The sequence below is a fragment of the Psychrobacter sp. Pi2-1 genome (assembly GCF_904846645.1).
In the GTDB taxonomy this organism is placed as follows: domain Bacteria; phylum Pseudomonadota; class Gammaproteobacteria; order Pseudomonadales; family Moraxellaceae; genus Psychrobacter.
On the sequence record NZ_CAJHBO010000001.1, the window covers coordinates 118,870 to 143,995 of the forward strand.

Below are 25,126 nucleotides of genomic sequence, written 5' to 3' on the forward strand. Positions count from 1 at the left end.
TCGAATATGAGGCTTATTATGAAAATATCTAAGAAAAATCTGCCATTCATTGGTTTGTCATCGCTAGTCTTGCTCACATCACCTTTTGCAACAGCTGCTGAGATGTCGAGTATGGATCATAGTGGCATGGATATGTCTGGTATGGATCATAGCGGTATGGATATGTCAGGCGATATGTCTGGTATGGATCACAGCGGCATGGATATGTCAGGCGATATGTCTGGTATGGATCACAGCGGCATGGACATGTCAGGCGATATGTCTGATATGGATCATAGTGGTATGGATATGTCGGGCGATATATCTGATATGGATCACAGTGGCATGGATATGTCAGGCGATATGTCTGGTATGGATCACAGTGGCATGGATATGTCAGGTGATATGTCTGGTATGGATCACAGTGGCATGGATATGTCAGGCGACATGTCTGATATGGATCACAGTGGCATGGATATGTCAGGTGATATGTCTGGTATGGATCACAGTGGCATGGATATGTCAGGCGACATGTCTGATATGGATCACAGTGGCATGGATATGTCTGTTATGGATATGTCAGGGATGCAAGGTGGGCAGCCACCAGCTGATGCTCGCAATCCAGACTATTCAAATGGGGTTCCTTACGGGCAGTATGGTAAGCCAATGATGATGGGCAGCATGCCGTTATGGGGAGTCTCAGTAGACGACTTGGGCTATCAGTTTGATGAGGACCAAATCAACTTTGAGGCGACGGGTTGGTACGGTACTGACAGTAACCGTATAAGACTACGCACTGAAGGTAGTGCTCAGACTAAAGATGATAAAGAAATCGATAGCTTGAGCTCGCTTGCTTATTGGAAACCACTGAGTATTTTTTGGAATGGTGAAGCTGGTGTCGCTTATGATACTGAAAATGACAACGCTGCCCTTATGGCAGGCATTGTAGGCACCGCGCCGTATTTCATCGAAACAGATGCGAGAGCCTACTTATATACCGATGGTCAACTTCGTCTTGATTTGGGCGCAGAGTACGAATGGCGTTTGGATCAGCATTGGGTTGTCATACCGGAGGTTGGATTGACTGCCTTTAGTAAAGATGACCATGATAATGGTATTACCAAAGGCTTTAATGAGATGGAAGCTGAGGTTAGGCTGACTTACGAGACGTTCAGTCGCCAGCTAGCACCTTATGTGGGTGTTAGTTATGAGACAGCGCTTGGCAAAGCTCGTGGTCAACGACGTCAAGAAGATGAATCGGTTGATAGCAGTAGTTTGACTGCGGGAGTTAAATTCTGGTTTTAACTGTCTACCCATTTTAATTCAACAAAACAATGGAGGTCATATCATGGAAGCTGCTAAGCAAAAAAATATGAACCCTTATGTAAAATTTACCTTAATGATTCTGACATCGACTGTCATCATGTATATCATGATGTACTTCAATACCTACCAGTGGGATCACATTTACTTTAGTGAAACCCGAGCTTATATGGCACTCTACATGGGTGCCGGTATGGCAGTCGTCATGTTGGCATTTATGACCAATATGTATAAAAAGACCAAGGTCAATTTGATGATCTATGGTCTAAGTGTATTGATGTTTGCAGTTGGTATCTGGGGCGTTAGATCTCAAGCGACTGTCGATCAAGTCGATTGGATGCAGGCGATGATACCGCATCACTCGATTGCCATTCTCACCAGTAGCCGCGCTGATATTGAAGATCCGCGTGTGCAACAGCTTGCTGATGATATTATAAAAGCACAAAAGCGTGAAATCGCTGAGATGAAGCAGTTGATTGATGAGCTTGAATAAAAGAAAGCGGTGCCAGTGAACGCTGCGAAAAGCGATTACTTTTTTCTGCTCAGACGCTCAATGACCCAGCTTGCTAGTGGGAAAGACACTAGCTGTGTCAGTGGAACCAGTATGATCGTTTCAATTAATACCACCACTGGCAGGCTTAATCCTTGGGTCGCAGGCTGCAATAACGTTAATACAATTAGAAGTGTTGGATAAAGTCCGACGTATCCTACTAATATGAGTATAAGTTTGAAGAGCAACATTTATGCGTGACGGGTTGTGAAAATACCTTTGCAACAGAGCCATTGACACTGGTGCAAGTGGCTGCACACGCGCAGCTAGTCGTGTCACCCTCGCGTGCTAATTTACGTGGCTCTCATGATCAATGATTTGCAGAAAAAGGTCTAAAACGAAATATTGTGATGTCAGTTCCTAGCTTTTCGGCTGTACCAGATATTTTGCACACGACTGACATGATTGTGTTTTATCCTTCGCGATTATTGCCGAGCAGTAAGGTCAAAGAGCTTAAGGTTGAAGCATTGCCGCCTACTTTTTAAGGTCATCGCAGCATGGCACCCACGTGCTACTGACAGCGGCATACATCGTTGGTTGATTGAGCAATGACGAAATCTATAATAAGTAACTTAGCTATAGCCAACTTTAAAACGACATCGAACATTCTTAAACTTGATGTAAGTATTATCTAGACTAAAAACGGTCCTACACAAAATTCTGGACGGGTTCACATAATCACGTTGATAACAGTTTCTTAAAATAACCGTCTCTTAAACATAGTTATCCTACGCAATACGCTCCAAATTGGGCATTAAATCATTGCTGCTTATCACTTTATCAACATCAACATCAACATCAACAAACTCACCTTTACCCATGGCGCTAAGATTGTAGCCTGCAAACTCATGATATAAAGCGACCACATCACCCATGATTAAAAGTGCAGGTGTTGGCAGTTTTGCTTCAGCTTGCTGATCAGCGATATCACTTAATGTACCGATAAGTACTTGCTGCGTTGGCATACTAGCATGACTGATGATAGCAAAAGGCGTTTCGCTGTCGCGCCCGCCTGCTATCAACCCTTGTGTCATCTCATGCAAACGGTGCAAACCCATATAAAACACAACTGTCTGGCTGCTGTCCATTAGCTCACTATAATCGTTATTAGGCGCGCCATTTTTTTTGCAAGCAGTGACAAACTTAACCGACTGAGCATGGTCACGGTGCGTTAGTGGAATTCCTGCACGGCTAGCAGCGGCACTTGCGGCAGTGATACCTGGAATAGACTCAAAATGAATGCCATGACGCACCACTTCCTGTAGCTCTTCGCCGCCGCGCCCAAAAATAAAAGGATCGCCACCTTTTAGACGAACCACCATTTTACCTGCCAACGCGTGTTTGACCAGTAGCTCATTAATGCTCTCTTGTGGCAATGCATGGTTGGCGCGGCGCTTACCAACGAATATTTTTTCAGCCGTGCTCGCGCACATATCCAAAACATCCTCAGACACCAGGCTGTCATACAACACTACCTCTGCGCGCTGCATCACCCGCCACGCTTTTAAGGTTAATAGCTCAGGGTCACCAGATCCTGCACCAATCAGATGCACAGTGCCTCTTTTGTTGCCAGTTTGCACGTTTTCTGTGCCGTATTGACCCATTAGTGGATAGGCCTCATGCGTTGAGATAGCGGCAGATATATTGGTCATGATGGTGACTCCTAATAACAGCGTGAATACAGCAAAATGGGCAACCAAAAGCAAAGTTGTCAATAAATCCCTACTCTACAATGGCTTATTGTTCATAACACAACACTCAACCGGTAGTTGCATATAAACGGTTGCAAGCGACGTGCCATACCATCATTTAAGCTTGCGCCAATGCGGCGCATTCTGCGATTAATGCGTTGATTTGCCCCACACAAGATCCACAATTGGTACCTGCCCGGCACTGCTTGCCCACTGCCGTCGCACTAGTACAACCCTGCTGTGTGATAGCGTTGAGAATAGTGTTTTTTCCAACCGACATACATGAGCATACCAAGGGTCCTGGATCAACATACCCACTGGCAGGCCGTCCCGCGAGCAACCACTTATATCGTTGTTTGACAGGTATTTGGCTGGTATCCGTAAAGCAGCTATCGAGCCAATGTACACTCGGTAATTGCGTTTGCGTTGGAGCAACATAAACAGCCATGATCAGTTGTGTACTAGGCCTTTCATCATCTGATACTTGACTAACTATAGCAGTGTTATTTGAGTCTATCTCAGGCGCAGCATGCGTCACAATAAAACGTAATTGATTCTGTACATTATCGACCGTAAACGCCGTATGCATGACACGCTTTTGACAATTTGACTCTGATAATGATTGTATAGACGCTATAAACTGCTGCCAAAACTCGGGGCACGCTAAGGTACTGCTAGCCTCATCCATTGGGCTAGCGAGATTGATCAATATACTGTTATTCTGATGACTCAAACTCCAAGTAAGTGCAGGTAGCTCCTCTGGTAAAATATTCTTTGAACGTGCCTCGTATTTTATTTTAGACAATTCTTTCTCTGACGCTTTGGCAGAAAAATTGGCCAAAATAGTACGTAGTTGCACTATAACGGCATCTTGCCATTCAGGATGCACCAAAATCTTACCAAATGATTGCATAGGAACGGGCGTGACACTAATCGCCGTATTTTTGAGCTCTGGCTGCCCTGAATGCGGATCGACGACTGTTGGAATAAGAGGGCCTACTCGGGCGAAGCTAGCAAAAGCATTGCTCCAATGCATGGGCATAAATGCATCACCAACGCGCAACGTATCGCTAATGGCAACTTGCGCCATCACGGTACTCTCTGACTCGTTGCCATCCCTAGCCGTACTCATCACGGTATCATTGACTATGCCATTACTCGCCATGCCATTCTCATAGCTTTCATACTTTTCATACTTTTCATACTTTTCATACTTTTTGTAGTTTTCATACCTACGATGCAGTTGTACAAAGTCGTTGTCTTGAATACCCAGTTGCCGTGCATCATTAGGATGTATGGTCAGTGTCGGTATTGGCTGATGTTGATTTAACTGCGGTGCAAGGCCAGTGCGAGTCATGGTATGCCATTGATCACGCAGTCTGCCCGTAATCAGGCGTACATGAACCACCTGGCTTTCAGATTGATTATTATGCTCAAACTCACGTTTAGAGAGTGGTCGATGCTCACCAATCAGTTGGGGTTTCTGCCTTCTTTGACGTCGATGCCCATTGGCCGTACTCGCTTCATCAGAGGGCGTAATAGCGATTAACTGTGACTTGGTAACAGTAGCAGCGGAATTAATAATCTCATTTTCTAAAGGTTTTATCTTATCAATCATGGAGATACGCGTACCACCCCATTGAAACGGTAACATCTCTTCGTATGCTTGCTGACTGAGTACGATGGGCTGATATGTTTGATTGCCTTTATGATTAACATGTTGGCTAATATATTGGTGAGCAGATTTATCGGTTGGCATCTCATCTGTTATTAGAGCAGACAAGTCTTTGCTAAGATTCAGGTAGCGAGGATAGGTCTTATTGGAATGAGATACGCTTTGATTATGTGTATTACCATAAGCAGTCAATGCCACATGTTCGTTAAATATCTCGCTAGGATGTTGGTAATCAAACCCCGTTAATCCCATGCGTATGGCAACTTGAGACAGTATCCACCAATCTGGTTTGGCAAGCCCTGGTGCAGGCATTAATTTCCGCTGACGAGAGATGCGCCGTTCAGAATTGGTGACCGTTCCAGATTTTTCACCCCACCCCTGAGCAGGCAATACAATATCGGCACACTTCACCGTATCACTGTCTACCGAGCAGTCAGAAACAATCACCAAATCACATTCAGCAAGCGCTTGGCGAAAATTATCCGCATCTGGCAAGCTGACCACAGGGTTGGTGGCCATAATCCAAATGGCCTTGATACGACCATCCAATATAGCAGAGACCGCATCGCAGGCTTTGACACCCACGTTTGGCGATATAGGTTGAGGCGACTGCCAAAAGTCTGCCACGAGCTGACGATGATCGGCATTGTCTAGTTCTAAATGCGCCGCTAACAAATTGGCAAGGGCGCCGACTTCTCGTCCACCCATTGCATTAGGCTGTCCAGTAAGTGAAAACGGACTGGCCCCTACTTTGCCCACACGTCCTGTGAACAAATGGGTATTGATGATGGCATTGACCTTATCGGTTCCGCTTTGTGATTGATTGACGCCCATACTAAAGGCTGTGACTGTTTTATCAGTGGCGGCAACGCATTCATAGAACTGGCGGATACTATCAGCAGACACTTGGCAGGCGCTGGCGACTTCATCGATGCTCCATGCTTTGGCCGCATTCACCGCCTCGTCAACGCCCAAGCTTTGGCTAACATACTCATCATTTTGGCAACCCTGCTGATCTAGGTAATGCAGCAACCCATTATATAAATGTGTATCCGTGCCCGCAGCAATTGGTAAATGCAAATCGGCAAATTCACAAGAGTCCGTACGGCGCGGGTCTATCACAATCAGTTTTTTATTAGGATTGGCTTTTTTGGCTGCTAAAAATCGACCAAACAAAATAGGATGGCACCACGCCATATTGGAGCCTACCAGTACCAATAAATCACAAGCTTCCAAATCTTCGTAATTACCCGGCACAAGGTCTGCGCCAAACGCGCGTTTGTGCCCAGCTACTGCGGATGACATACACAGCCGAGAGTTGGAGTCGATGTTATTATTACCGATAAATCCTTTTATAAACTTATTGGCCACGTAATAGTCTTCAGTCAGCAATTGACCTGAGACATAAAACATAATGCTGTCTCGCCCGTGTTTGGCGATAGTGTCATTTAAACGACTGGCAACGTCCTCTAGTACGGTATCCCAGTCTGTCTGCTTTATAAATGGCTTCTCAGATAGGTCTTTAGCATTAAAATCACTACCCAATTGCATAGGCTGATGCTGTTTCATGACTGCTTGCTTGTTTTGATAATATGGCTCGGTCAAGCGGCGCGCGATGCCCAATGTTTGTGCCAGCGCACTCCCTTTTGAGCACAATTTACCAAAGTTAGCCGGATGCTCAGGATCTCCTTTGACACTCACCACCCCTGTCTCATTCACGCTCGCCAAAACACCACACCCCACTCCGCAATAAGGGCAAGTCGTGCGGATAGTAGTGTTCGAGCTATTAATCAAATCACTATCAGATGACAACGGTGCTTTTTTGATATGCTTGGCAGCACTTATATCATATATTTCAATGACTCGGCCTGTTGCTTTTTGCACGCTATTAGGCAGGCTGTTCGATTTATTAGCTGACACTACTTTACTAGCAGCAGATTGATTGGCAATAGCGTCATTCATAATGCATCCTCTAACAGTTCAGCCGCTTTATGATGATTGATGTTTTTGTCTGTATCATCAAGCTCTACATCTACTTGCGTAGTTGGCGAATTGTTAAGCGTGACTTCGTCCAAGTGACAATATGCTTCGCCAAATATGAGTGTGTCTTTGATGGACGTAATATCAACGTTATCTATAATCAACTGACTATAAAAGCTGCCATCGCTTGTGTCCCCATAAAGCACAGCGCCAATGAGTTTGTTTTCTTTGAGGTACAGACAATGATAATGGTTTAAGGCAGGCTGACGATATACGAGGGTTTCAACAGTATCAGCGGCTTCGTCATCAAAAGCGATTTGCCCTGCAGAAAATGCCGACATACCAGATACTTTCAATTTTAATGACAACGGCTTGCTGACAAAAGGAACCCAGTGATCTGGTACGGTGGATTTACCATCTATCACGTTTATATCGTTTTCTATCAAATCATCTTTTAAAACTGTGACCAGTGTATCTACCTGCTGATTGACCGGCGCCACCATTCCAAATAGCTCGCCCTCTCGCTCTATACACTCACCAATGGCATAAACATTGGGACAACTGGTGTGCATAAAATCATCGACCACAATACCGCGATTAACCTCGAGTCCGCTTTGCTTGGCAAGCGCTGTATTGGGTATCACACCCACTGCCATCACGATAAAATCAGCCGTTAGCGTGCGCCCGTCTTTTAAAGATAATCCGCATACTTCTCCTGCATCATTCATCTCAATAGCTTCAGTGTGTGCAGAAACCGCGAGACCAACCCCTCGGCGGCTGAGCTCGGCTTGCAAAAGCTCGGCGGCTGGCAGGTCTAGTTGACGATTGAGGACATAACCATCCATATGAATGACCGTCATGCTCGCGCCCTGTGCCGCTAACGCGCAGGCAGCCTCCAATCCCAGTACGCCACCGCCAATCACTAAACCCGTTTTTCCTTGACTAGCATAACCCATCAAAGCGGTCACATCAGCAAGGTCTCGAAACACATGCACGCCTTTAGCCGTGTGGTTGGGAAACGGAATGACTCGGGCAGTTGACCCTGTGGCCATTACTAACTTGGCATAGTTGAGTGTTTGCCCATTATCTAGCTCAATACACTGGTACTTGGTATCTATTGTCTCTACTGCAACCCCAGCCAACACGGTAATACCCAGCTGCTGATACTCTGAGCTATCATATAAATAAGTATCTTCAAACGCTGTGTCGCCAGCCAACACTGGTGACAACATAATTCGGTTATAACCCACGTTCGGCTCTTTACTGATTAACGTAATTGGCAAACGGGCGGTGTCATCATTCGATTGCGTGCGAGCAAGCTCAACGGCAAAACGACTGCCTGCCATGCCCGCTCCGATAATAACGATGCCAGCATTTTTTTGATGGTCTGATGCTAAGGCGTGATTGTTGGTATGAGTATCTACCCTAGTGGAGGCTTGCGACATAGATAGCGACATAAACAGAAAATTCCTTAGCCGCGCGGAGCAGCATTGAATGCAAAACAGCGTGTCATGAAAAGTACGCCAACAACAATAAAATGATGACAAACTCTATGAAGCAAATGCCATGCCATACCAGTAGAGGGTTACGCTTAATGAGGGGTTCTGGCTCGCGGCTGTGCGCCTTATTATCGGGGTTAAAGTCTTGTAAAAACTCGCCAATGGCTTGATAGCGCGCGTTAGTATTGATATGCAGCGCACGCATGAGTGCCTGTTGGCTGGCCTCAGGTACATTCTGCTGCCGTAGCGGCTGCACGGGCATCATTAGTATTTGGTTTGGCATCATTAGTATTTGGTTTGGCATCATTAGTGTCTGGGTATTAAATGGCAATTGTCCCGTCAGCAATTCATAGCCAATCACTGCAATCGAGAACAAGTCAGAATGCACACCTTTTGGTGCATCGGTGTAATATTCTGGTGCAGCATAGTGCAAATCACCATTTGGTGGTCGGGTACTGTCTTTTAAGATAGAGGAGCTGGTGGAACCAAAATCAATCAGTTTGACCGCGCCTGATTTGGTTAAAAGAATGTTTTCAGGTTTGATGTCTTGATGCAGCAGATAGTTGCGATGCATGACTCGAACCGCCATGCCAATTTTGGTGAGTAAATCAAAGGTTTGCCACACATCACAAGGCGCATGACGATCCATAAAGTCCCGTAAACTCTCACCGGCGATATATTCAGTCAGATGATATAAGTATGTGGTACTTGCTGGTACTGGATAGTAACGTAGCAGCCCGGACTCACTGAGCCCCGAACCCACACTATGACCAATATTATTGGATGTAGGATTGATAGGTAATCGATTGGGGTCAGCTTGATTGTAAGCCGACTCACCCGCGCGGCGATGTTTTGATAGGCTCAAACCAATTTTGCGTTCTTTTAAAAAATCACGCAGATAGTGGCCATCGGCAACAGAATCTAAACTGGGTGATTTTAGAACGAAGTCATGGTTGTCTTCATCTTGTACCCAGTACACGTGACTGCGAGCCGTGCGAGCAATGATACCAATCACAGTAAAGCCATCAATATGATCGCCTATCTCTAAACCAGTTGGCAGCTGGTAGCGATTCACATCATGTATGACTGTATCCAGATTATCAAAGTCAATGCCATCAAAATGACCAGCACCCTTAGCGCCATTGATAGAAGTAAAATGGGCTGAGCGTGTGTTCATACTCAGCATGACCATGCTTAGATTGTCATGACTGCCTGCAGTAAAGGCTTGCTCGCACACAGCTTGACTGGTATTCAAACCTAGCGGTAATTTGTGTGTGGTTGTCATCAACTGAAATACATCAGTCGCACTGCTGCACAGCTCAAATTGCAACTCTGTGGACTCTATATGCTCATACACCCCATCCGTCATGATGGCCAAACACTCGTTTTGATGGAGGGTAAATACCGATTGTTGTAGCTCTAACTGGCTATCTGCGCCGATAGCTGCAGCAAGCGCTCCTTTGTCTTGGCCGCGAGGCACACGATGGTCTTTGCTCAATACTGTCAGACAATCTACCCCAACGCGGTATATTCGAGAATCGCCTGTATGAAACAGGTGAATACGGTCACCGATACAGAGCAAGCCTGATAACGTAGACAACAGCGGCGGCACCCGTTGATACGCTTGAGGAAAGTATAAGATGTCGTTGGCCTTGTTGACTGCTGTTTTGATGATAGTGGCGACTTGATCATCATCAAAACTGATGGATAACGTCTCATCTTGTGAGTGTGCCAACTCGGTCAACCCCAAGGTTATTTTGTGAGCAATAGTATTCACCACCAGCCTACTTGCCTGTTTTGGAAACTGACAAGCGCTGACCCCATCTGCCATCAGCACCAGTAACGGTGCTGATGAGGGTGGGTGAGATACTGCATGAGGCATTGGGCGATTGGCACTAGATGTTTCTGCATCTGAACATTGATATGGTAGACAGGTAGTGATAAGCAAACTGTCTTGGTTTTCCGTCTTGCGACCTGCCATAGTAAAAAAATCAAGCCACCATAATGCAGTGCTAGCATCATCAACATCCTTACTTTCATTAGTCTCATCAATAGCAACAAACTGATTTGACTCTATCAAAGATGACGGATTGCCTTTATTGAAATGAACAGCCGTCTCATCAGCGTTCTGGTACATATCACCATCCGCATTTTGACTATTGTTTCTATTGGCGTGTGCTATCGTCATCTGTCTTCACCCCGTACTATCTATGACTCACTTGTATTTCGGCAAATGTACCATCTGGCATCTCTTCAATAATGATGCCTTCTGGCTCTTTTAAGAGAAACAATGCAAAGAATCCAACCACTGCTGTCGCGGCAATTACAAAGAAAAATACTTGATAAGACACCAAACTCAGCACCGTTAAATACACGACTGATCCAACATTGCCATACGCGCCTGTCATCCCTGCAAACTGTCCTGTCATACTGCGTTTGATCAAAGGAACTACCGCAAAAACAGCCCCCTCACCTGCCTGTACAAAGAATGAGCAAAACATCGTAATTAATAGCGCCAATGCAAGTGGCCACGTTGAGTCAAGGAAGCCCATCAACAGATACCCGATGGCCAAACCAGCTGTCAAAATCAACAAAGTTATTTTGCGACCAAACTTATCACTGAGCCAACCGCCGCCTGGACGTGACATGAGGTTCATAAAGGCATAGCTCGATGCCAACACCCCTGCCATCACAATCGACAAACTAAAAGTTTCTTGGTAAAACAGAGGGAGCATCGACACGACGGCAAGCTCTGAGCCGAACGTGGCAAAATACAAAATATTTAAGATACCTACTTGCTTAAAATCATAACGATGCGCCACTGGTACAGGCGTGGTGAAAACCTCTTTATTAAAACGGTAGCTACTAATGAACTCGTAAACATACAGTATCGCAAGGCCAATATAGACCATAGTGACACTAGACTGGCTCAACAAGCTCACACCATCAGGTGATAATTTCCATGCCAATAGCGCCAACGCCAAATACATAGGCAGTTTAAAAACCATCATTAACCAAAAATCACCTGATGACGTCACCATCATGGCACCTGATTTTTTGGGTTTAAAATAAGTGGCCCCTTTAGGTGTATTACGTGCCATCTTATAAAAAATGATGCTATATATCGCCATCACTACCCCTGATGTGGCTGTTGCATAGCGCCAACCTTCATCACCACCAAAAACTGCTGCGGCACCAATCGCGATAGTCGGCAATAACAGTGCCGCTGCTGCCGAGCCAAAATTACCCCACCCTCCATAAATACCCTCAGCCGTCCCCAATTCATTGGTGGGAAACCAATCACTCATCAAACGAATACCCACCACAAAACCTGCACCCACAAAACCCAGTAAAAACCGAGACAGTGCCAAGGTGTTGTAATCCTGCGCGAACGCAAAGGTAAAACAAGGAATGGCACCAATAGCCAAAATGGCGGTATAAACAATACGAGGGCCAAAACGGTCTGTCAGCATCCCGATAATCACGCGGGCAGGAATAGTTAGTGCCACGTTTAAAATGAGTAACGTTTTGACTTGGTCTTTACTCAGATTGAGTGTTTCTCCAATCGCTGATAAAAATGGTGCATGGTTAAACCATACAAAAAAGGTAAGGAAAAATGCCACCCAACCTAAATGAAGGATTTTATTTTTACCCGTAAACGACAAAACGTTGAGCTTGTCTTTACTAGATGCAACGGGGGCTGATGATGACATAGGCAACTTCCTCAAATGATTAACTTCAGGGTTCTGACAACGTACTAAAGGTACTAAGTGTTCAAAAAGTGCAGTATTCAAATATGATAAGGAGCAATGTTTCAAGCAGTGCAATGGTTATGCCAGTTATTTGTGTACGCTGCCAAATCCATATAAAGACCAATGCTTATTGAAGCTCTAAGCGCCTTTACTGGTGGGTCTATAACCATTGCCACACCTGACGCTTATGCTAATAAAGCATTAACACAGCAGACTTAAAATACTTCATCAGCCTCCCTTATAAATAGCAATAACATCCAATTTGGGGCACAGTAGTAACTATTTTGGTGCATTAACTTCTGATATCTCAGTCGATGACAACGGCGACCATCCTGTTTTTGGTAAGTCATAGCGCTGATCATGCTGACGTAGAAACCTTTGTACATAAGCGACTGGTCCTGATACCACATACCTTTATGTCTAATGGCAACACGCCAAAACCCAGCTAATAAAAGTGCTATGGCATGATTATTGAATGCTCTGTAATAGTAGGTATTAAATGCTGTTTATCAGCTGTTGTTGAGAGACGGAGCCGTTTATAGCGTGATAAAAAAATAAACGATGGCCGCGTTCAACCAGCCCCATTACTAAGGACAGACGCATGAGTAGCACTTCATTGAACACAGAAAACAAAGGCAATTTGGTGGTGATTGGCAACGGTATGGTCGGTCATCATTTTATTGAACGAGCAATTGAGCAAGGGCTACACCAGCAATTTGACATTCATGTATTTGCTGAAGAAGATCGCCCTGCTTATGACCGTGTTTATTTGTCGAGCTACTTTGAACATAAAGATGCCAGTAAGCTGAACCTAGTAGATTTAACGGCTTATGAATTATCAAAAGTTAATTTGCATTTGAATCAGTGTATTGTAGATATTGATTCGGCCAGTCAGCGTATTACTACTGAGGCAGGCGATATTATTGAATACTCTGAGTTGGTACTAGCGACGGGCTCATATCCTTTTGTACCGCCCATCCCAGGCCGCGAGCATCCGCACTGCCACGTATACCGTACCATTGCAGATTTAGATGATATTTTAGCAATTGCCGATCTGCCCACTGTTAAAAAAGGCGTGGTGGTTGGTGGTGGCTTACTGGGGCTTGAGGCCGCAAAAGCGCTCGTGACGCTAGGGCTTGATACTTATGTGGTCGAGTTCGCGCCGCAATTAATGGGCGTTCAGCTCGATGCCGCTGGCGGTGAGATCTTAAAGCGTAAAATAGAAGCACTGGGTGTCAAAGTACTGACAGGCAAAAACACCAAAGAGATTCTATCTAATACCGCATTTAACCCTGATGACTTCAGCAGTGATGATCAACATTTAACCATGGAGTTTACAGATGGCACCTCTCTAACAACCGATATGATTGTGTTTAGCGCCGGTATCAGGCCCCAAGATAGTCTCATTAAAAACAACCCCGAATGTGGTATTGAAATGGGCGGGCGTGGTGGCATCTTGATCAATGAGCAGTGCCGCACCAATGTAGACCATGTTTATGCCGTGGGCGAATGCGCAGTATGGGACAACAAAGTATTTGGTCTGGTGGCTCCCGGTTACAACATGGCCAGTATCTGTGCCGCGCAAATCGCTGGTGACAGCAAGCAGACGTTTACGGGTGCTGACATGAGCACTAAGTTAAAACTGATGGGTGTTGATGTGGGTAGTATTGGCGACGCACATGGCTCAAGCGAGGGCAGCTTAAGCTACCTGTATCAAAATCCTGCTGAGGGCATTTATAAAAAACTGGTCACCACACCGGATAACAAACGCTTGCTTGGTGCTGTATTGGTCGGCGACACCGAAGACTATAACAACCTATTGCAATTGTATTTAAATGACATTGACCTACCTGCACATCCTGAAAGCCTGATATTACCCAATGTCGAAAAACCCGTGATGGGCATCGACAATTTGCCAGATACCGCCACGATTTGCTCTTGTTATAACGTGACCAAAGGCGCTATCTGCTCGGCCGTCGAAAACGGCGCATACTCTGTCAGCGATGTAAAAACCGTAACCAGTGCTGGGAGTGGCTGTGGCGGCTGTGCACCTATGGTCAAAGATACGGTCAGCTATCAACTCACCGCCATGGGCTTTGAAGTGAATAATGACTTATGTGAGCACTTTGCGTACTCTCGTCAAGATCTATATAGTCTGATTCGCGTGCACGGTATCAAAACCTTTGATGAGTTACTAACTGAACATGGTAGCGGTCATGGCTGTGAGATATGTAAACCAACAGTCGCCTCTATTCTGGCATCGTGCTGGAACGACTACGTACTCAAAACCGAGCTAACACCACTACAGGACAGTAACGATTACTACTTAGGTAATATCCAAAAAGACGGCACTTATTCCGTCGTACCTCGTGTGCCGGGCGGTGAAATTACTGCAGACAAGCTCATCGTACTGGGTCAAGTGGCAAAACAGTTTAATTTGTACACCAAAATCACTGGTGGGATGCGGGTCGATCTGTTTGGCGCACGCATGGAGCAATTGCCTGATATTTGGACGCAACTGGTACAAGCCGGCTTTGAGACTGGCCATGCCTATGGTAAATCTTTACGTACTGTGAAATCTTGTATCGGTAATACCTGGTGTCGCTACGGCGTCGATGACAGTATTGGCCTCGCCTTGCGATTAGAGGATCGTTATAAAGGCGTGCGATCACCGCACAAAATCAAGATGGGTGTGTCAGGCTGTATGCGCGAATGTGCGGAAGCGCAAAGTAAAGACTTTGGCATGATTGCGACTGAAAATGGCTGGAATCTATTTGTCTGCGGTAATGGCGGTATTACCCCGCGTCATGGCGAGCTGTTTGCCACGGATCTAGATACCGAAACCATGGTCAAATATATCGACCGCATCATCATGTTTTATATCAAAACAGCGGATAAGCTACAGCGCACCTCAAAGTGGCGTGAAAGCTTAGATGGCGGGCTTGACTATCTAAAAGCCGTCATTATTGAAGACAGTTTAGGCATAGCAGATGAGCTCGAAGCACAAATGCAATTATTGGTCGACAATTACGTGTGTGAGTGGGCGGCGACGATTAACGACACCGAAAAACTCAAACGTTTCCGTCATTTTGTAAACAGTGAGAAAGGCGATGATAATGTCGTTTTCGTGACCGATCGTGAGCAGATTCGCCCAGCGACTGATGCGGAAAAAGCAACCATCAACCTGGTTGAATTGGCCTAGCCAATGATAAGTGCCTTGTTAGTTATCACAAAAAGCAAGGCGCTATTTTTTGACTCATGTTCCTAGACTCATTTTTCTCAAATCACGTTTTATAACTTGCAGCTTGTCACTCATGATTTACCACTCATACAGAGCAATATTATCATCATTAAGGATACCGCCTCATGAACCAACAGACCATTTGCACACTTGACGATATCATCCCTGAAACCGGTGTCTGCGCCCTGATAGATGGCAAACAAATTGCTATTTTTCGTACCAAACAGAACGATTTATTTGCTCTTGATAACTACGACCCATTTAGTCAGGCCAATGTATTGTCTCGGGGGTTGATTGGTGGCACCACGATTACAGATGATGCAGGAATAGCAAAAGAAGTGCTTTATGTGGCCTCACCTATCTATAAGCAGCGCTTTAATCTTGCTACTGGTCAGTGTCTAGATGATGAAAGTATCGTGCTTAACACCTATAAGTTCGAACTTGACGGAAATAATGTGGTGGCAACATATGAATAATAAGAGACGTTATCTCTAATTTGATAGGTCGTTAATAATTGCTCTACTAACCTAAAACATCCTTTGAACCTCGGATTCAAAGGATGTTTTATTTTTGACAACTACGCTGAAACACCATGATCGATGCTTTAGAACGAATAATCTTTCCACAACACTCTAACGTCTCGCTCAGGGTCTTTAACAACTTCAGAATCAGTATCAAATACCATTGTTGCTCGATCTGCTAGTCGATAGTTATCCCATGGTGCTTGTCCAGAACGAGCAAACTCGATCCAGTTTTGATGCATGGTATCGGCAAGCTTTTGCAATGGTTGATCGCCAACAAAGCTTTTGGCTTGCTCACTATCAAGAGCGTTAAAAGTAAAAGGTACATCCACAAAATGCGCGGCGCCTAACTTTCCATCAAAGGCTGGTGAAAACCACGAAAAGTTATAATGCCAGACTTTATTGCCGTTGTTAACCAAGTGCTCAGCAATATGGACTGCAGGCATCCGAAAGGTATAATCAGACTGAATGTCAGCAAAGCTATCGCCAATAGATTTTTCATTCTTAATTGGTGCGTAAACATTATGCGATGCACCATTCAAAGATAAATCACTCAACAACTGAGATCTTTGTGTTGCAGGAATTTGGTCGATAGCACCGCCTGGAACATAATACAGTCTAGCTTCTTGATCCGTACTACCCACGATAACGGAAATGGCTGGATCTGTATTGTTCGCCAAATCTCTCATAGGTGACTCTTTAATGACATCTCCGTCAGCGACAGGTAAAAATGCTGTTCCGCCCCAAGACATCATGCCCCACTGGTCTCGATTCTTTATAGTGTTACCAATATCAATAACTTCAGTGACTAACGTTTCAAGAGGAATTTGAGAGATATCGCTTATCGTTGCTGATACACCCAGCTCTTTGGCAAAAGTTTGGCTAACTCGATCTGCTTGCTCCATGGTCATGAATTGCATTGGTGGGCTCTGCATGATTGCTTGTTGAAAGAGACCTTTTGCCTTATCTGTACCCAAAAGTATGGCAACGCTTTCAGCACCTGCTGATTGACCGAACAAAGTAACGTTCTCTGGATTACCGCCAAAATTGGCAATGTTTTTCTGTACCCATTGTAGTGCCGCAATTTGATCGAGAATACCTCTATTATCTGGCGCACCATCTAAATGCATAAACCCATCCACACCAACTCGATAATTCACAGTGACGACAATCGCGTCATTTTTTGCAAAGCTAGTACCGTTGTACGTCTCTTCTCCTGCATCTGCCCGAATAAAAGCGCCACCTGGTATCCAAACCATTACAGGTAGCTGCTTATTTGATTGTAGAGCAGCTGTTGGCGCCCATATGTTTAATGTAAGGTCTCCTGCAGCACCGACAAGCTCAACCGTCTGCTCTCTGCCTGGCTGCGGAACTGGCGCTGTTTTTTTTGTGGCGTCCAAGACTCCTTCCTACTTTTCATACGCCTGAGGAGCTTTAAACCTACGCGCTTTTGTAAAAGGATCATGAGCATAAGGAATACCATAAAATGACGTAACGTCGGCATCCACTTTACCTTGAACGTCGCCTTGATGAATAGAAACCGTCATCTGTTGTCCTTCTATATCGTTATTCGCTGCAAATGAAGACGCCATATTAAAGCTTAAAATTATGACTGTCGCTTTGCAAAACCTTTTTACCATATGGTTCAAAGCCATCATTATGATTCCTTTTTTTGTTTACTTGTCTTTCTTATTAGAGTGGAAAAGTGGATACCCAACCTGAAGCTTACTGTTGCTTAGAATAATACCGTGCTCTGACCAAAGTTTTTATAAGATAAACGTAAGGGTTTTATAACGTTATGGTGAGCTTATATACGACTAGAAAATTCAGACTAACGATTTGAGATGAAATTAAAAAGTAATATCTAACCAAACTGAAAAGCAGACAATTGCGTTTTTAGCACTTGCTGGGAGTAAATCTTGTGCCCTTTGTCACATCCTGCTGCACCCACCGCTATCATAAGCGGTAACAAATGCTCCTCTGCCCCTAATGGATGTGAGTCAAGCGCGTGAGGAGCATTTTTCCAATTGGTCAATGCCGCAAGTCGCTTATTCGAGTCTACTGATTCTAAAGTATTCGTTAGCCATTCATCAAAACGCTCTGACGGTTCAGTAAAACTGGTATCGCCATAACCGCGCATATTATGAAAGCTCATGCCGCTACCGACGATTAGCACACCCTCTGTACGCAGTGACGCCAATGCCTGACCAGCATCTAAATGCGCTTGTGGGTCTAAATCATGACGCAAGGATAGTTGGACCACTGGAATATCCGCCTCAGGGAACATTAGCTTAAGCGGTATAAATACCCCATGATCAAAACCGCGCTCCGCATCTTGTTGATTACCTACCTCTGCCTCTGTCAGTAGCCGGCTGACTTGCTCTGCCAATGCTGGCGCGCCTAAGGCTGGATAAGTCAAACTATAAGTATGCTCAGGAAAGCCATAATAATCATAAATGAGATCAGGTTGCTTGCCAGCGGTAATACTAAATTCAGCCGTCTGCCAATGCGCACTAATGATTAAGATAGCCTTTGGCCGCTCAGGCAAACGAGCAGAAATACTTTTTAAAAACATTGCCATCTCATACCACATATCCGCTGGTTGCCAATCCATAAAAAAACAAGGCCCTGCGCCATGCGGTATAAAAAGTACAGGCTGACTGACTGGCTCATTAGATAAAAGTGTTGTCATAACTTTCCCCTTGTTGCTTGTCTTAAATGGCTATTTTCAAATGGCTCTATTCAGTAAAATTGAATGACCCCATTTACAACTATAAAACCTAGTCTAATTTTTCTGATAATACCTTATCCATACTGAGGGAGCCGCCACCTTGAATAGCTAGGGCAAGCGCAGCTACCATCAATGTTAGCGCGTATTCATAACCACCATTATCAGCAAATAGCCCATTGCTAATATGGACAGAAAAAATAGCCACTAACATGGTAAAGGCTGCGGCTAAAGCGGCTGGTCTGGTTAGCAGGCCTAACACCAGAGCCAGACCACCGAAGAACTCAGCACCACCTGCTAGTATCGCCATTAAATAGCCAGGCTCCATACCCATACTGCTTAACCATTGAGCCGTACCTGCTAGCCCATTACCACCAAACCAGCCAAATAGCTTCTGGGCGCCATGGGCTGCTAAAATCAGGCCAACGGGTACACGAAGCACTAAGGCCGCTGCTCCAGCTTTTGATGACAAGATAGTATCTAATAGTGATGATTTCATTGATGCTTACTCCATAAGGTATGATTAGAATAAATAGTGTCGAAAATGATATAAGCACACTTTACTATCAACGCTATAAAAGAGTAAGCTCATTTATATTGAATAATTATCAACATAATGTTTATAATGAATTTGATATCGAGAGAATGATAGGGACAGATATGGATAGAATCGATGCCATGCGCGCTTTTGTCGCAGTAGTGACAGAAGGCAGCTTTAGTAAAGCGGCTATTACGATGCAGCTCTCGCCGCAGCTAGTAAGCAAGTATGTAGCAAAGCTAGAGGAGGAACTACATACTCGCCTGCTCAACCGTACTACACGCAAAGTCAGCCTGACAGAAGCTGGCAGTCAATATTTTACGCATGCGCAGCAGATTTTATTGAGTATTGATGAGATGGCATCGCAGTTAGGCGGCTTACAGCAGCATCCCAAAGGCGTCTTGCGAATCAGTGCGCCCGTCTCCTTTGCCTTAAAGCATATGGCAAAACTCATCACTGATTTTCAGGCGCGCTACCCCTCAGTTACCGTTGATCTGCAGTTGAGTGATCGAAAAGTAGATATCGTTGAAGAAGGGTTTGATATTGCCCTGCGTATCGGACAGCTCCAAAGCTCATCGCTTATCGCCAAGCAGATTGCTCCGATTCGCGTGGTATTATGCGCCTCGCCCGAGTACCTCAAAGCTCATGGCACACCTAAGCAGCTTGAGGATTTAGAGTCGCATCGCTATTTGCATTATAGCTATATGAATGTAGAAACTAAGGGTCAAATCTACAAATACCTAAAGACCAAACAATTCAAAGAACATAGCGTTTTTCATAGTAATAATGGCGACGTACTCGTTGAAGCAGCTATTGCAGGCGGAGGATTGATATTACAGCCGACTTTTATTGCTAGTGAAGCGTTGAGCTCTGGCAAGTTGGTCGTAGTGTTGCCAGAATATGAACCTAGCCCTTTAGGCTTGTATGCTGTCTACGCCCATAGAAAACTACTACCTCACAAAGTCAGATGCTTTATCGACTTTATGACCAACTACTATGGCACGCCGCCGTACTGGGATGAGAATATAGCTTTAAATATAGAAACATAAAAAAAGCTACGATACATTATGTCTCGTAACTTTCGGTTTAAGCAAACTTAAGCGAGCTGATTTGATAATCAGATCCAACCTTCTTCCAATAGATGCTCAGTATTGCTGATTTTAAAATCATTGCATAAGTCATAGAATGCCATTGGGTCTTCAACATTATCGAGTAATTCTCGTTTATGCAGTGCCACAAACAGCGCCAACGCATATGCTGCACTATGGATAGATTTTTTAGGATTAAAGGTAATATCAGTAAATCCCTGATATTGAATCACTTCTTCATGTAGCTGAGGGTTTTGCTTGAGCGCATTCACGTACAGCCAATCATAAAATGTCGTTAACGGCTCTACGCCCCATTCCATACCAAAATAGTTGTAACCAATGAGTTCGCCCGAGGTCATCAATCGCTCATCTTTTCGGGCTTGTCTTGGCGCTACTGTTAGCAAATCTGTATAAGGACCACCATCTTCAAAGACCATACTGGCTTGAAAAGCATTTTCGACACTATATGGATTTCCATCATGCTCATCGGTAATTTTTAAGCTAAACGGGCTTAGCGGAAAACTCAGCTTATTACCAGATTTGCTAGACAGCTCTAATACATGCTTAAATCCATACTTTTTGCGAATGACTTGTTGTAAGTCATTGATGGACTTTTTCTTTTGTCTGGTCGCAAATCCCACATGCCGCTCAAACATAACCATATCCGTTTTTACCAAATTGTCACTGTTGACTTTTGGCATGAATACGGGTCTTTGTTCTATCGTATTTGGTACTTCTTCCATAGTGATGTGCCTTAATATCAATGGTCTTGTATAAATGTTTTGTGTTAACGGTGCTGATATCACCTGCTATTGACGGCGCACTCTGTCATTGATAGCCGCGTTTCTTATTATTATTGTTTTATTCGCTAGCAGCCAAATACAGTGAATTGATCGAGAGTTATCAAACCCTATCAGCGCTCGCTGGGCAGTTTATCTTATTATCAGCCATTTATCCTGCCCTATTTTAGAATTAATGCCGCCATACCTTCAACAATAAACCATAATCGAGCTATTTTGAACTTAACGATAAGTATAAGACGCTACTATAAACAGGTTTAAAAGTATTATAGAAATACGCTTGACCTTACCATGATGTCAACCTATATGCTGTCGCTATAGATTTGAAAATAAGATTAAAAATATAGTTAAAAACGACAGAGGTTGTTATGAAAACAAAAAATACTAAAGCCCCTACTTATCAAGAAGTGCTGAGCATTGAAGGCATGAGTTGTGCCTCGTGTGTCGGGCGGGTAGAAAAATCTTTGGCCAAAGTCGCTGGCGTGCAACAAGCCACAGTAAACCTTGCGACTGAACGCGCTTGGATTAAAGGCGATGCGCAAATACAAACGAGTGAATTGATTGAGGCCGTTAAAAAAGCGGGCTACGAGGCCAAACTGGTAGAACAAGACCAAAGTGATCGACAAGATAAGAAAGCAGCAGAGCAAAATCAGCTAAAACGAGATTTAGGACTTTCTGCGCTGTTGTCACTGCCCGTATTCATTCTAGCAATGGGCTCGCATATGATTCCCGCCTTTCATATGTGGGTAGTGAATAACCTCGGCACTCAGCAAAGTTGGCTGATACAGTTTGTTTTGACCACATTGGTACTACTTTTTCCAGGACGACGCTTTTATCAAAAAGGCGTGCCAGCCTTATTGCGTTTTGCGCCAGATATGAATTCGCTAGTGGCGATTGGTACTATCGCAGCGTATGGCTTTTCCCTCATAGCGACCTTTATCCCGCAAGCGCTACCTGAAGGCACGGTGCACGTCTATTACGAAGCTGCTGCCATGATTGTGAGCTTGATATTATTAGGACGTTATTTTGAAGCAAAGGCTAAAGGTCGTACTTCTGGGGCCATTCAGCATTTAGTGGGCATGCAGGCAAAAACGGCCCGTGTACATCAAGATGGCAAAGTCATTGAGGTCCCTGTAGAAGATGTCACCGCACAAATGATCGTTGAGATTCGCCCAGGAGAGCGTGTGCCTATCGATGGCGAGGTGGTTGACGGTCACAGTTATATTGATGAATCTATGATTACTGGTGAACCTGTTCCTGTGAAAAAACAAGCAGGCGATCAAGTGGTCGGCGGTACTATCAATCAAAACGGTACCGTGAATATTCGAGCAACGGCCATTGGTGAAGATTCGGTATTGGCGCAAATCATTCGTATGGTAGAACAAGCCCAAGGCTCTAAATTACCGATTCAAGCATTGGTGGATAAAGTCACCATGTGGTTTGTACCAGCGGTGATGTTTTTATCAGCATTAACCTTCATAGTTTGGTTGATTTTTGGCCCTGACCCTGCCTTAACCTTCGGCTTAATCAATGCGGTTGCCGTGCTTATTGTGGCCTGCCCTTGTGCAATGGGATTGGCTACCCCGACTTCTATTATGGTCGGCACGGGACGTGGTGCAGAATTGGGCGTGCTATTTCGTAAAGGTGAAGCGCTACAAATGCTTCAGGATGTAAGCGTGGTTGCCGTTGATAAAACTGGCACATTGACCGAAGGCAAACCTACGTTAACGGATTTTCAAGTCCAACAAGGATTTGAGAAAGAACAAGTCCTACGTGTGGTGGCATCGGTTGAAGCAAAGTCTGAGCATCCCATTGCCTTAGCCATTGTTCAAGCCGCAGAACAACAGAATATTCAACTGCTACCTATTACTGACTTTGAGGCGATGACAGGTTTGGGTATTCAAGCAAACGTGGCAGGCCAAGTGATTCACATTGGGGCGGATCGTTATATGCAACAATTGGGGCTTGATGTTGCGCCTTTTGCACAAGATGCGCTACGTTTGGGGCAAGAAGGTAAAACCCCGCTCTATGTATCGATTGATCAGCAATTGGCCGCTATCATCGCCGTTGCAGATCCTATTAAAGAGACGACTCATGCCGCCATCGCCGCACTACATCAGTTGGGCTTAAAAGTGGCTATGATTACAGGTGATAATCGCCATACCGCCCAAGCGATTGCCGCAAAATTAAATATTGATCAGGTAGTGGCAGAAGTATTGCCCGAAGGCAAAGTGGATGCAATACGCCAGTTGCAAGAGCAATATGGCCGAGTGGCATTTGTTGGTGATGGTATCAATGATGCCCCTGCATTGGCTCAATCCGATGTTGGTTTGGCCATTGGTACAGGCACAGACGTTGCGATTGAGGCGGCTGAAGTGGTGCTAATGTCAGGTAGTCTGCAAGGCGTGCCTACCGCGATTGCCTTGAGTAAAGCCACCATCAGTAATATAAGACAAAATCTGGCTTGGGCGTTTATTTATAATGTTGCTTTGATTCCGATTGCCGCAGGTGTCTTGTATCCCGCATTTGGTATTCTGCTCTCACCCATTTTTGCGGCAGCCGCCATGGCGCTCTCTTCTGTTTTCGTGTTGGGTAATGCGTTACGTCTCAAGTACTTTAAAGCACCTGTCATTACAGAGTGAATATAGAATCGTAAAGGATATCCATATAGGGTTTAAATACATAGATTATTTAAACCCTTTTGTTGTTTAAGTCCCTTTTTAGGTTAGGAGGAGAAATATGAATATTGGTCAAGCATCAAAGCAATCAGGTATCTCTACCAAAATGATTCGCTACTATGAGCAGATTGGCTTGCTAGAAACAGTCAATCGTTCGAACTCAGGTTATCGCTTGTATTCTAAAGACGATATCGACGACTTATGCTTTTTGAGACACTCTCGTGACTTGGGGTTTTCATCCAAGCAAATGAAAGAGTTACTGTATCTGCGTAAAAATACCAATCGTCAGAGCGCGGATGTTAAGCAACTGACACAAGAGCATATCGAAACGTTAAACCAAAAAATCGCTCAATTGCAAGAGATGGTCGACTCGCTACAGAACTCTTTTGATCATTGCGCAGGCGATGATAATGCAGAGTGCGCTATTTTAGAGGATCTAGGACAGGGTCAATAAAGTAAATGAGTTAGTTATACATTTTTTGCTAACCATACCTTGTGGGTTTTATTTTTAGGAATTAGCCCTTTGCTTACAAGTCCTTTTAAACATCCAAATCTGGAGTGACCTTCGACCAAATGTAATCCATAATCTAACTCAAGAAAAAGTGGTGCTCTTTTCCACGTGCGATTATGCTCCCAGTACATTACAGTCTGCTTTGTATGCCCAATTAGTTTCCAGTCTGAATCTATAGAAACGCCACAAGACTTTATATAGCAGGTATTTACCCACTCTTGAAAACTAGGAAAAACTGTAGCACATGATATTTCGTCAAAGGTAACACTAATAAGCTCCCAACTTAAATTATAAATGTCTAATTCAGAGTATTGTTCTTGAAACTGATCTTTACGTCCATGATCTCGATAGAACTGTTCTAACACATCTCTTGGTGTATTAGGCAGTTTCAAGATCAGCTCATCAATATCTATATTCCCTGCTTGATCCGAATGAAGACCCATCAAATCTTTAAATTTCAAAATTACCTCACAATGCAGATTTCGGAACGTGTATGTAGGCGTGATGATTCTCATACTATAAAGGTCACTTAATGTACTCATAAAAGGAGTTAATTTGCATTAAGCACACTC

Annotated in this window: 17 protein-coding genes and 2 pseudogenes; 8 read left to right on the forward strand and 11 right to left on the reverse strand. The window is 44.4% G+C overall.

Going from position 1 to position 25,126, the window contains the following annotated elements; translation table 11 throughout:
* The first annotated feature begins 18 nt into the window (after positions 1 to 18).
* The gene (locus JMX91_RS00430; RefSeq protein WP_201547150.1) at positions 19 to 1,284 is read left to right on the forward strand and encodes a copper resistance protein B; all 1,266 of its coding nucleotides are present in this window, start codon (positions 19 to 21) and stop codon (positions 1,282 to 1,284) included.
* 43 nt (positions 1,285 to 1,327) lie between these two features.
* Positions 1,328 to 1,795, forward strand: a complete 468-nt coding sequence (locus JMX91_RS00435) for a DUF305 domain-containing protein (RefSeq protein ID WP_227679181.1) — start codon at positions 1,328 to 1,330, stop codon at positions 1,793 to 1,795.
* A gap of 35 nt (positions 1,796 to 1,830) precedes the next feature.
* On the opposite strand, the gene JMX91_RS00440 is transcribed toward JMX91_RS00435, so the two are convergent.
* Positions 1,831 to 2,043 (reverse strand): hypothetical protein, encoded by a 213-nt coding sequence (locus tag JMX91_RS00440; protein ID WP_201547152.1) that lies wholly within the window; start codon positions 2,041 to 2,043, stop codon positions 1,831 to 1,833.
* A gap of 159 nt (positions 2,044 to 2,202) precedes the next feature.
* Here JMX91_RS00440 and JMX91_RS13360 point away from each other — a divergent pair, with 159 nt between their 5' ends.
* Positions 2,203 to 2,337: a hypothetical protein gene (locus JMX91_RS13360; RefSeq protein WP_265089142.1), complete on the forward strand. Its 135-nt coding sequence runs from the start codon at positions 2,203 to 2,205 to the stop codon at positions 2,335 to 2,337.
* 243 nt (positions 2,338 to 2,580) lie between these two features.
* On the opposite strand, the gene cobA is transcribed toward JMX91_RS13360, so the two are convergent.
* The 5 genes from cobA to JMX91_RS00470 form a co-directional block, all read right to left on the reverse strand.
* Entirely contained in the window at positions 2,581 to 3,456 is an 876-nt protein-coding gene (gene cobA, locus JMX91_RS00450; RefSeq protein ID WP_227679211.1) for a uroporphyrinogen-III C-methyltransferase, read from the reverse strand.
* Positions 3,457 to 3,661: 205 nt separating this feature from the next.
* Positions 3,662 to 7,180 (reverse strand): nitrate reductase, encoded by a 3,519-nt coding sequence (locus tag JMX91_RS00455; protein ID WP_201547156.1) that lies wholly within the window; start codon positions 7,178 to 7,180, stop codon positions 3,662 to 3,664.
* Positions 7,177 to 8,655: an NAD(P)/FAD-dependent oxidoreductase gene (locus tag JMX91_RS00460; RefSeq protein ID WP_227679187.1), complete on the reverse strand. Its 1,479-nt coding sequence runs from the start codon at positions 8,653 to 8,655 to the stop codon at positions 7,177 to 7,179. The genes JMX91_RS00455 and JMX91_RS00460 overlap by 4 nt, the downstream gene beginning before the upstream one ends.
* 52 nt (positions 8,656 to 8,707) lie before the next feature.
* A complete protein-coding gene (locus tag JMX91_RS00465; RefSeq protein ID WP_320157574.1) occupies positions 8,708 to 10,885 on the reverse strand; it encodes a protein kinase domain-containing protein in 2,178 nt (725 codons plus the stop codon).
* A gap of 16 nt (positions 10,886 to 10,901) precedes the next feature.
* The gene (locus JMX91_RS00470; protein WP_356638904.1) at positions 10,902 to 12,524 is read right to left on the reverse strand and encodes a NarK family nitrate/nitrite MFS transporter; all 1,623 of its coding nucleotides are present in this window, start codon (positions 12,522 to 12,524) and stop codon (positions 10,902 to 10,904) included.
* A 526-nt stretch (positions 12,525 to 13,050) separates the two neighbouring features.
* Between JMX91_RS00470 and nirB the strand changes: the two genes are divergently transcribed.
* Both nirB and nirD read left to right on the forward strand, forming a co-directional pair.
* Positions 13,051 to 15,651 carry a nitrite reductase large subunit NirB gene (gene nirB / locus JMX91_RS00475; RefSeq protein WP_201547160.1) on the forward strand — a complete coding sequence of 867 codons (2,601 nt, stop codon included), beginning with the start codon at positions 13,051 to 13,053 and terminating at the stop codon, positions 15,649 to 15,651.
* A 164-nt stretch (positions 15,652 to 15,815) separates the two neighbouring features.
* Positions 15,816 to 16,166 (forward strand): nitrite reductase small subunit NirD, encoded by a 351-nt coding sequence (gene nirD, locus JMX91_RS00480; RefSeq protein WP_201547162.1) that lies wholly within the window; start codon positions 15,816 to 15,818, stop codon positions 16,164 to 16,166.
* A gap of 128 nt (positions 16,167 to 16,294) precedes the next feature.
* Here the strand turns inward: nirD and JMX91_RS00485 are convergent.
* The 3 genes and pseudogenes from JMX91_RS00485 to JMX91_RS00500 form a co-directional block, all read right to left on the reverse strand.
* Positions 16,295 to 17,869 (reverse strand): annotated as a pseudogene (locus tag JMX91_RS00485) (carboxylesterase/lipase family protein).
* Between the two features lie 206 nt (positions 17,870 to 18,075).
* A complete protein-coding gene (locus tag JMX91_RS00495; RefSeq protein WP_201547168.1) occupies positions 18,076 to 18,903 on the reverse strand; it encodes a DODA-type extradiol aromatic ring-opening family dioxygenase in 828 nt (275 codons plus the stop codon).
* 88 nt (positions 18,904 to 18,991) lie between these two features.
* A complete protein-coding gene (locus JMX91_RS00500; RefSeq protein WP_201547170.1) occupies positions 18,992 to 19,438 on the reverse strand; it encodes a DoxX family protein in 447 nt (148 codons plus the stop codon).
* Positions 19,439 to 19,599: 161 nt separating this feature from the next.
* Between JMX91_RS00500 and JMX91_RS00505 the strand changes: the two genes are divergently transcribed.
* Positions 19,600 to 20,526: a LysR family transcriptional regulator gene (locus JMX91_RS00505; protein ID WP_201547172.1), complete on the forward strand. Its 927-nt coding sequence runs from the start codon at positions 19,600 to 19,602 to the stop codon at positions 20,524 to 20,526.
* Between the two features lie 68 nt (positions 20,527 to 20,594).
* On the opposite strand, the gene JMX91_RS00510 is transcribed toward JMX91_RS00505, so the two are convergent.
* A complete protein-coding gene (locus JMX91_RS00510; RefSeq protein ID WP_201547174.1) occupies positions 20,595 to 21,308 on the reverse strand; it encodes a DUF6977 family protein in 714 nt (237 codons plus the stop codon).
* A gap of 467 nt (positions 21,309 to 21,775) precedes the next feature.
* On the opposite strand from JMX91_RS00510, the pseudogene JMX91_RS00515 reads away from it, so the two are divergent.
* Together JMX91_RS00515 and cueR are read left to right on the forward strand one after the other, a co-directional pair.
* Positions 21,776 to 24,007, forward strand: a pseudogene (locus JMX91_RS00515) (heavy metal translocating P-type ATPase); the annotation flags it as partial.
* Between the two features lie 97 nt (positions 24,008 to 24,104).
* A complete protein-coding gene (cueR, locus tag JMX91_RS00520; RefSeq protein ID WP_201547178.1) occupies positions 24,105 to 24,497 on the forward strand; it encodes a Cu(I)-responsive transcriptional regulator in 393 nt (130 codons plus the stop codon).
* Between the two features lie 14 nt (positions 24,498 to 24,511).
* Here the strand turns inward: cueR and JMX91_RS00525 are convergent, their stop codons facing one another.
* Positions 24,512 to 25,015 (reverse strand): hypothetical protein, encoded by a 504-nt coding sequence (locus tag JMX91_RS00525; RefSeq protein ID WP_201547180.1) that lies wholly within the window; start codon positions 25,013 to 25,015, stop codon positions 24,512 to 24,514.
* Positions 25,016 to 25,126: the final 111 nt, after the last annotated feature.

Bases quoted from the DNA above. Each gene is read 5' to 3' on its own strand.
- JMX91_RS00495 (WP_201547168.1), bottom strand. From the start codon at position 18,903: ATGACAACACTTTTATCTAATGAGCCAGTCAGTCAGCCTGTACTTTTT.
- JMX91_RS00435 (WP_227679181.1), top strand. From the start codon at position 1,328: ATGGAAGCTGCTAAGCAAAAAAATATGAACCCTTATGTAAAATTTACC.
- nirD (WP_201547162.1), top strand. From the start codon at position 15,816: ATGAACCAACAGACCATTTGCACACTTGACGATATCATCCCTGAAACC.
- JMX91_RS00505 (WP_201547172.1), top strand. From the start codon at position 19,600: ATGGATAGAATCGATGCCATGCGCGCTTTTGTCGCAGTAGTGACAGAA.
- cueR (WP_201547178.1), top strand. From the start codon at position 24,105: ATGAATATTGGTCAAGCATCAAAGCAATCAGGTATCTCTACCAAAATG.
- nirB (WP_201547160.1), top strand. From the start codon at position 13,051: ATGAGTAGCACTTCATTGAACACAGAAAACAAAGGCAATTTGGTGGTG.
- JMX91_RS00430 (WP_201547150.1), top strand. From the start codon at position 19: ATGAAAATATCTAAGAAAAATCTGCCATTCATTGGTTTGTCATCGCTA.
- JMX91_RS00465 (WP_320157574.1), bottom strand. From the start codon at position 10,885: ATGACGATAGCACACGCCAATAGAAACAATAGTCAAAATGCGGATGGT.
- JMX91_RS13360 (WP_265089142.1), top strand. From the start codon at position 2,203: ATGTCAGTTCCTAGCTTTTCGGCTGTACCAGATATTTTGCACACGACT.
- JMX91_RS00500 (WP_201547170.1), bottom strand. From the start codon at position 19,438: ATGAAATCATCACTATTAGATACTATCTTGTCATCAAAAGCTGGAGCA.
- JMX91_RS00460 (WP_227679187.1), bottom strand. From the start codon at position 8,655: ATGTCGCTATCTATGTCGCAAGCCTCCACTAGGGTAGATACTCATACC.
- cobA (WP_227679211.1), bottom strand. From the start codon at position 3,456: ATGGGTCAATACGGCACAGAAAACGTGCAAACTGGCAACAAAAGAGGC.
- JMX91_RS00440 (WP_201547152.1), bottom strand. From the start codon at position 2,043: ATGTTGCTCTTCAAACTTATACTCATATTAGTAGGATACGTCGGACTT.
- JMX91_RS00455 (WP_201547156.1), bottom strand. From the start codon at position 7,180: ATGAATGACGCTATTGCCAATCAATCTGCTGCTAGTAAAGTAGTGTCA.
- JMX91_RS00510 (WP_201547174.1), bottom strand. From the start codon at position 21,308: ATGGAAGAAGTACCAAATACGATAGAACAAAGACCCGTATTCATGCCA.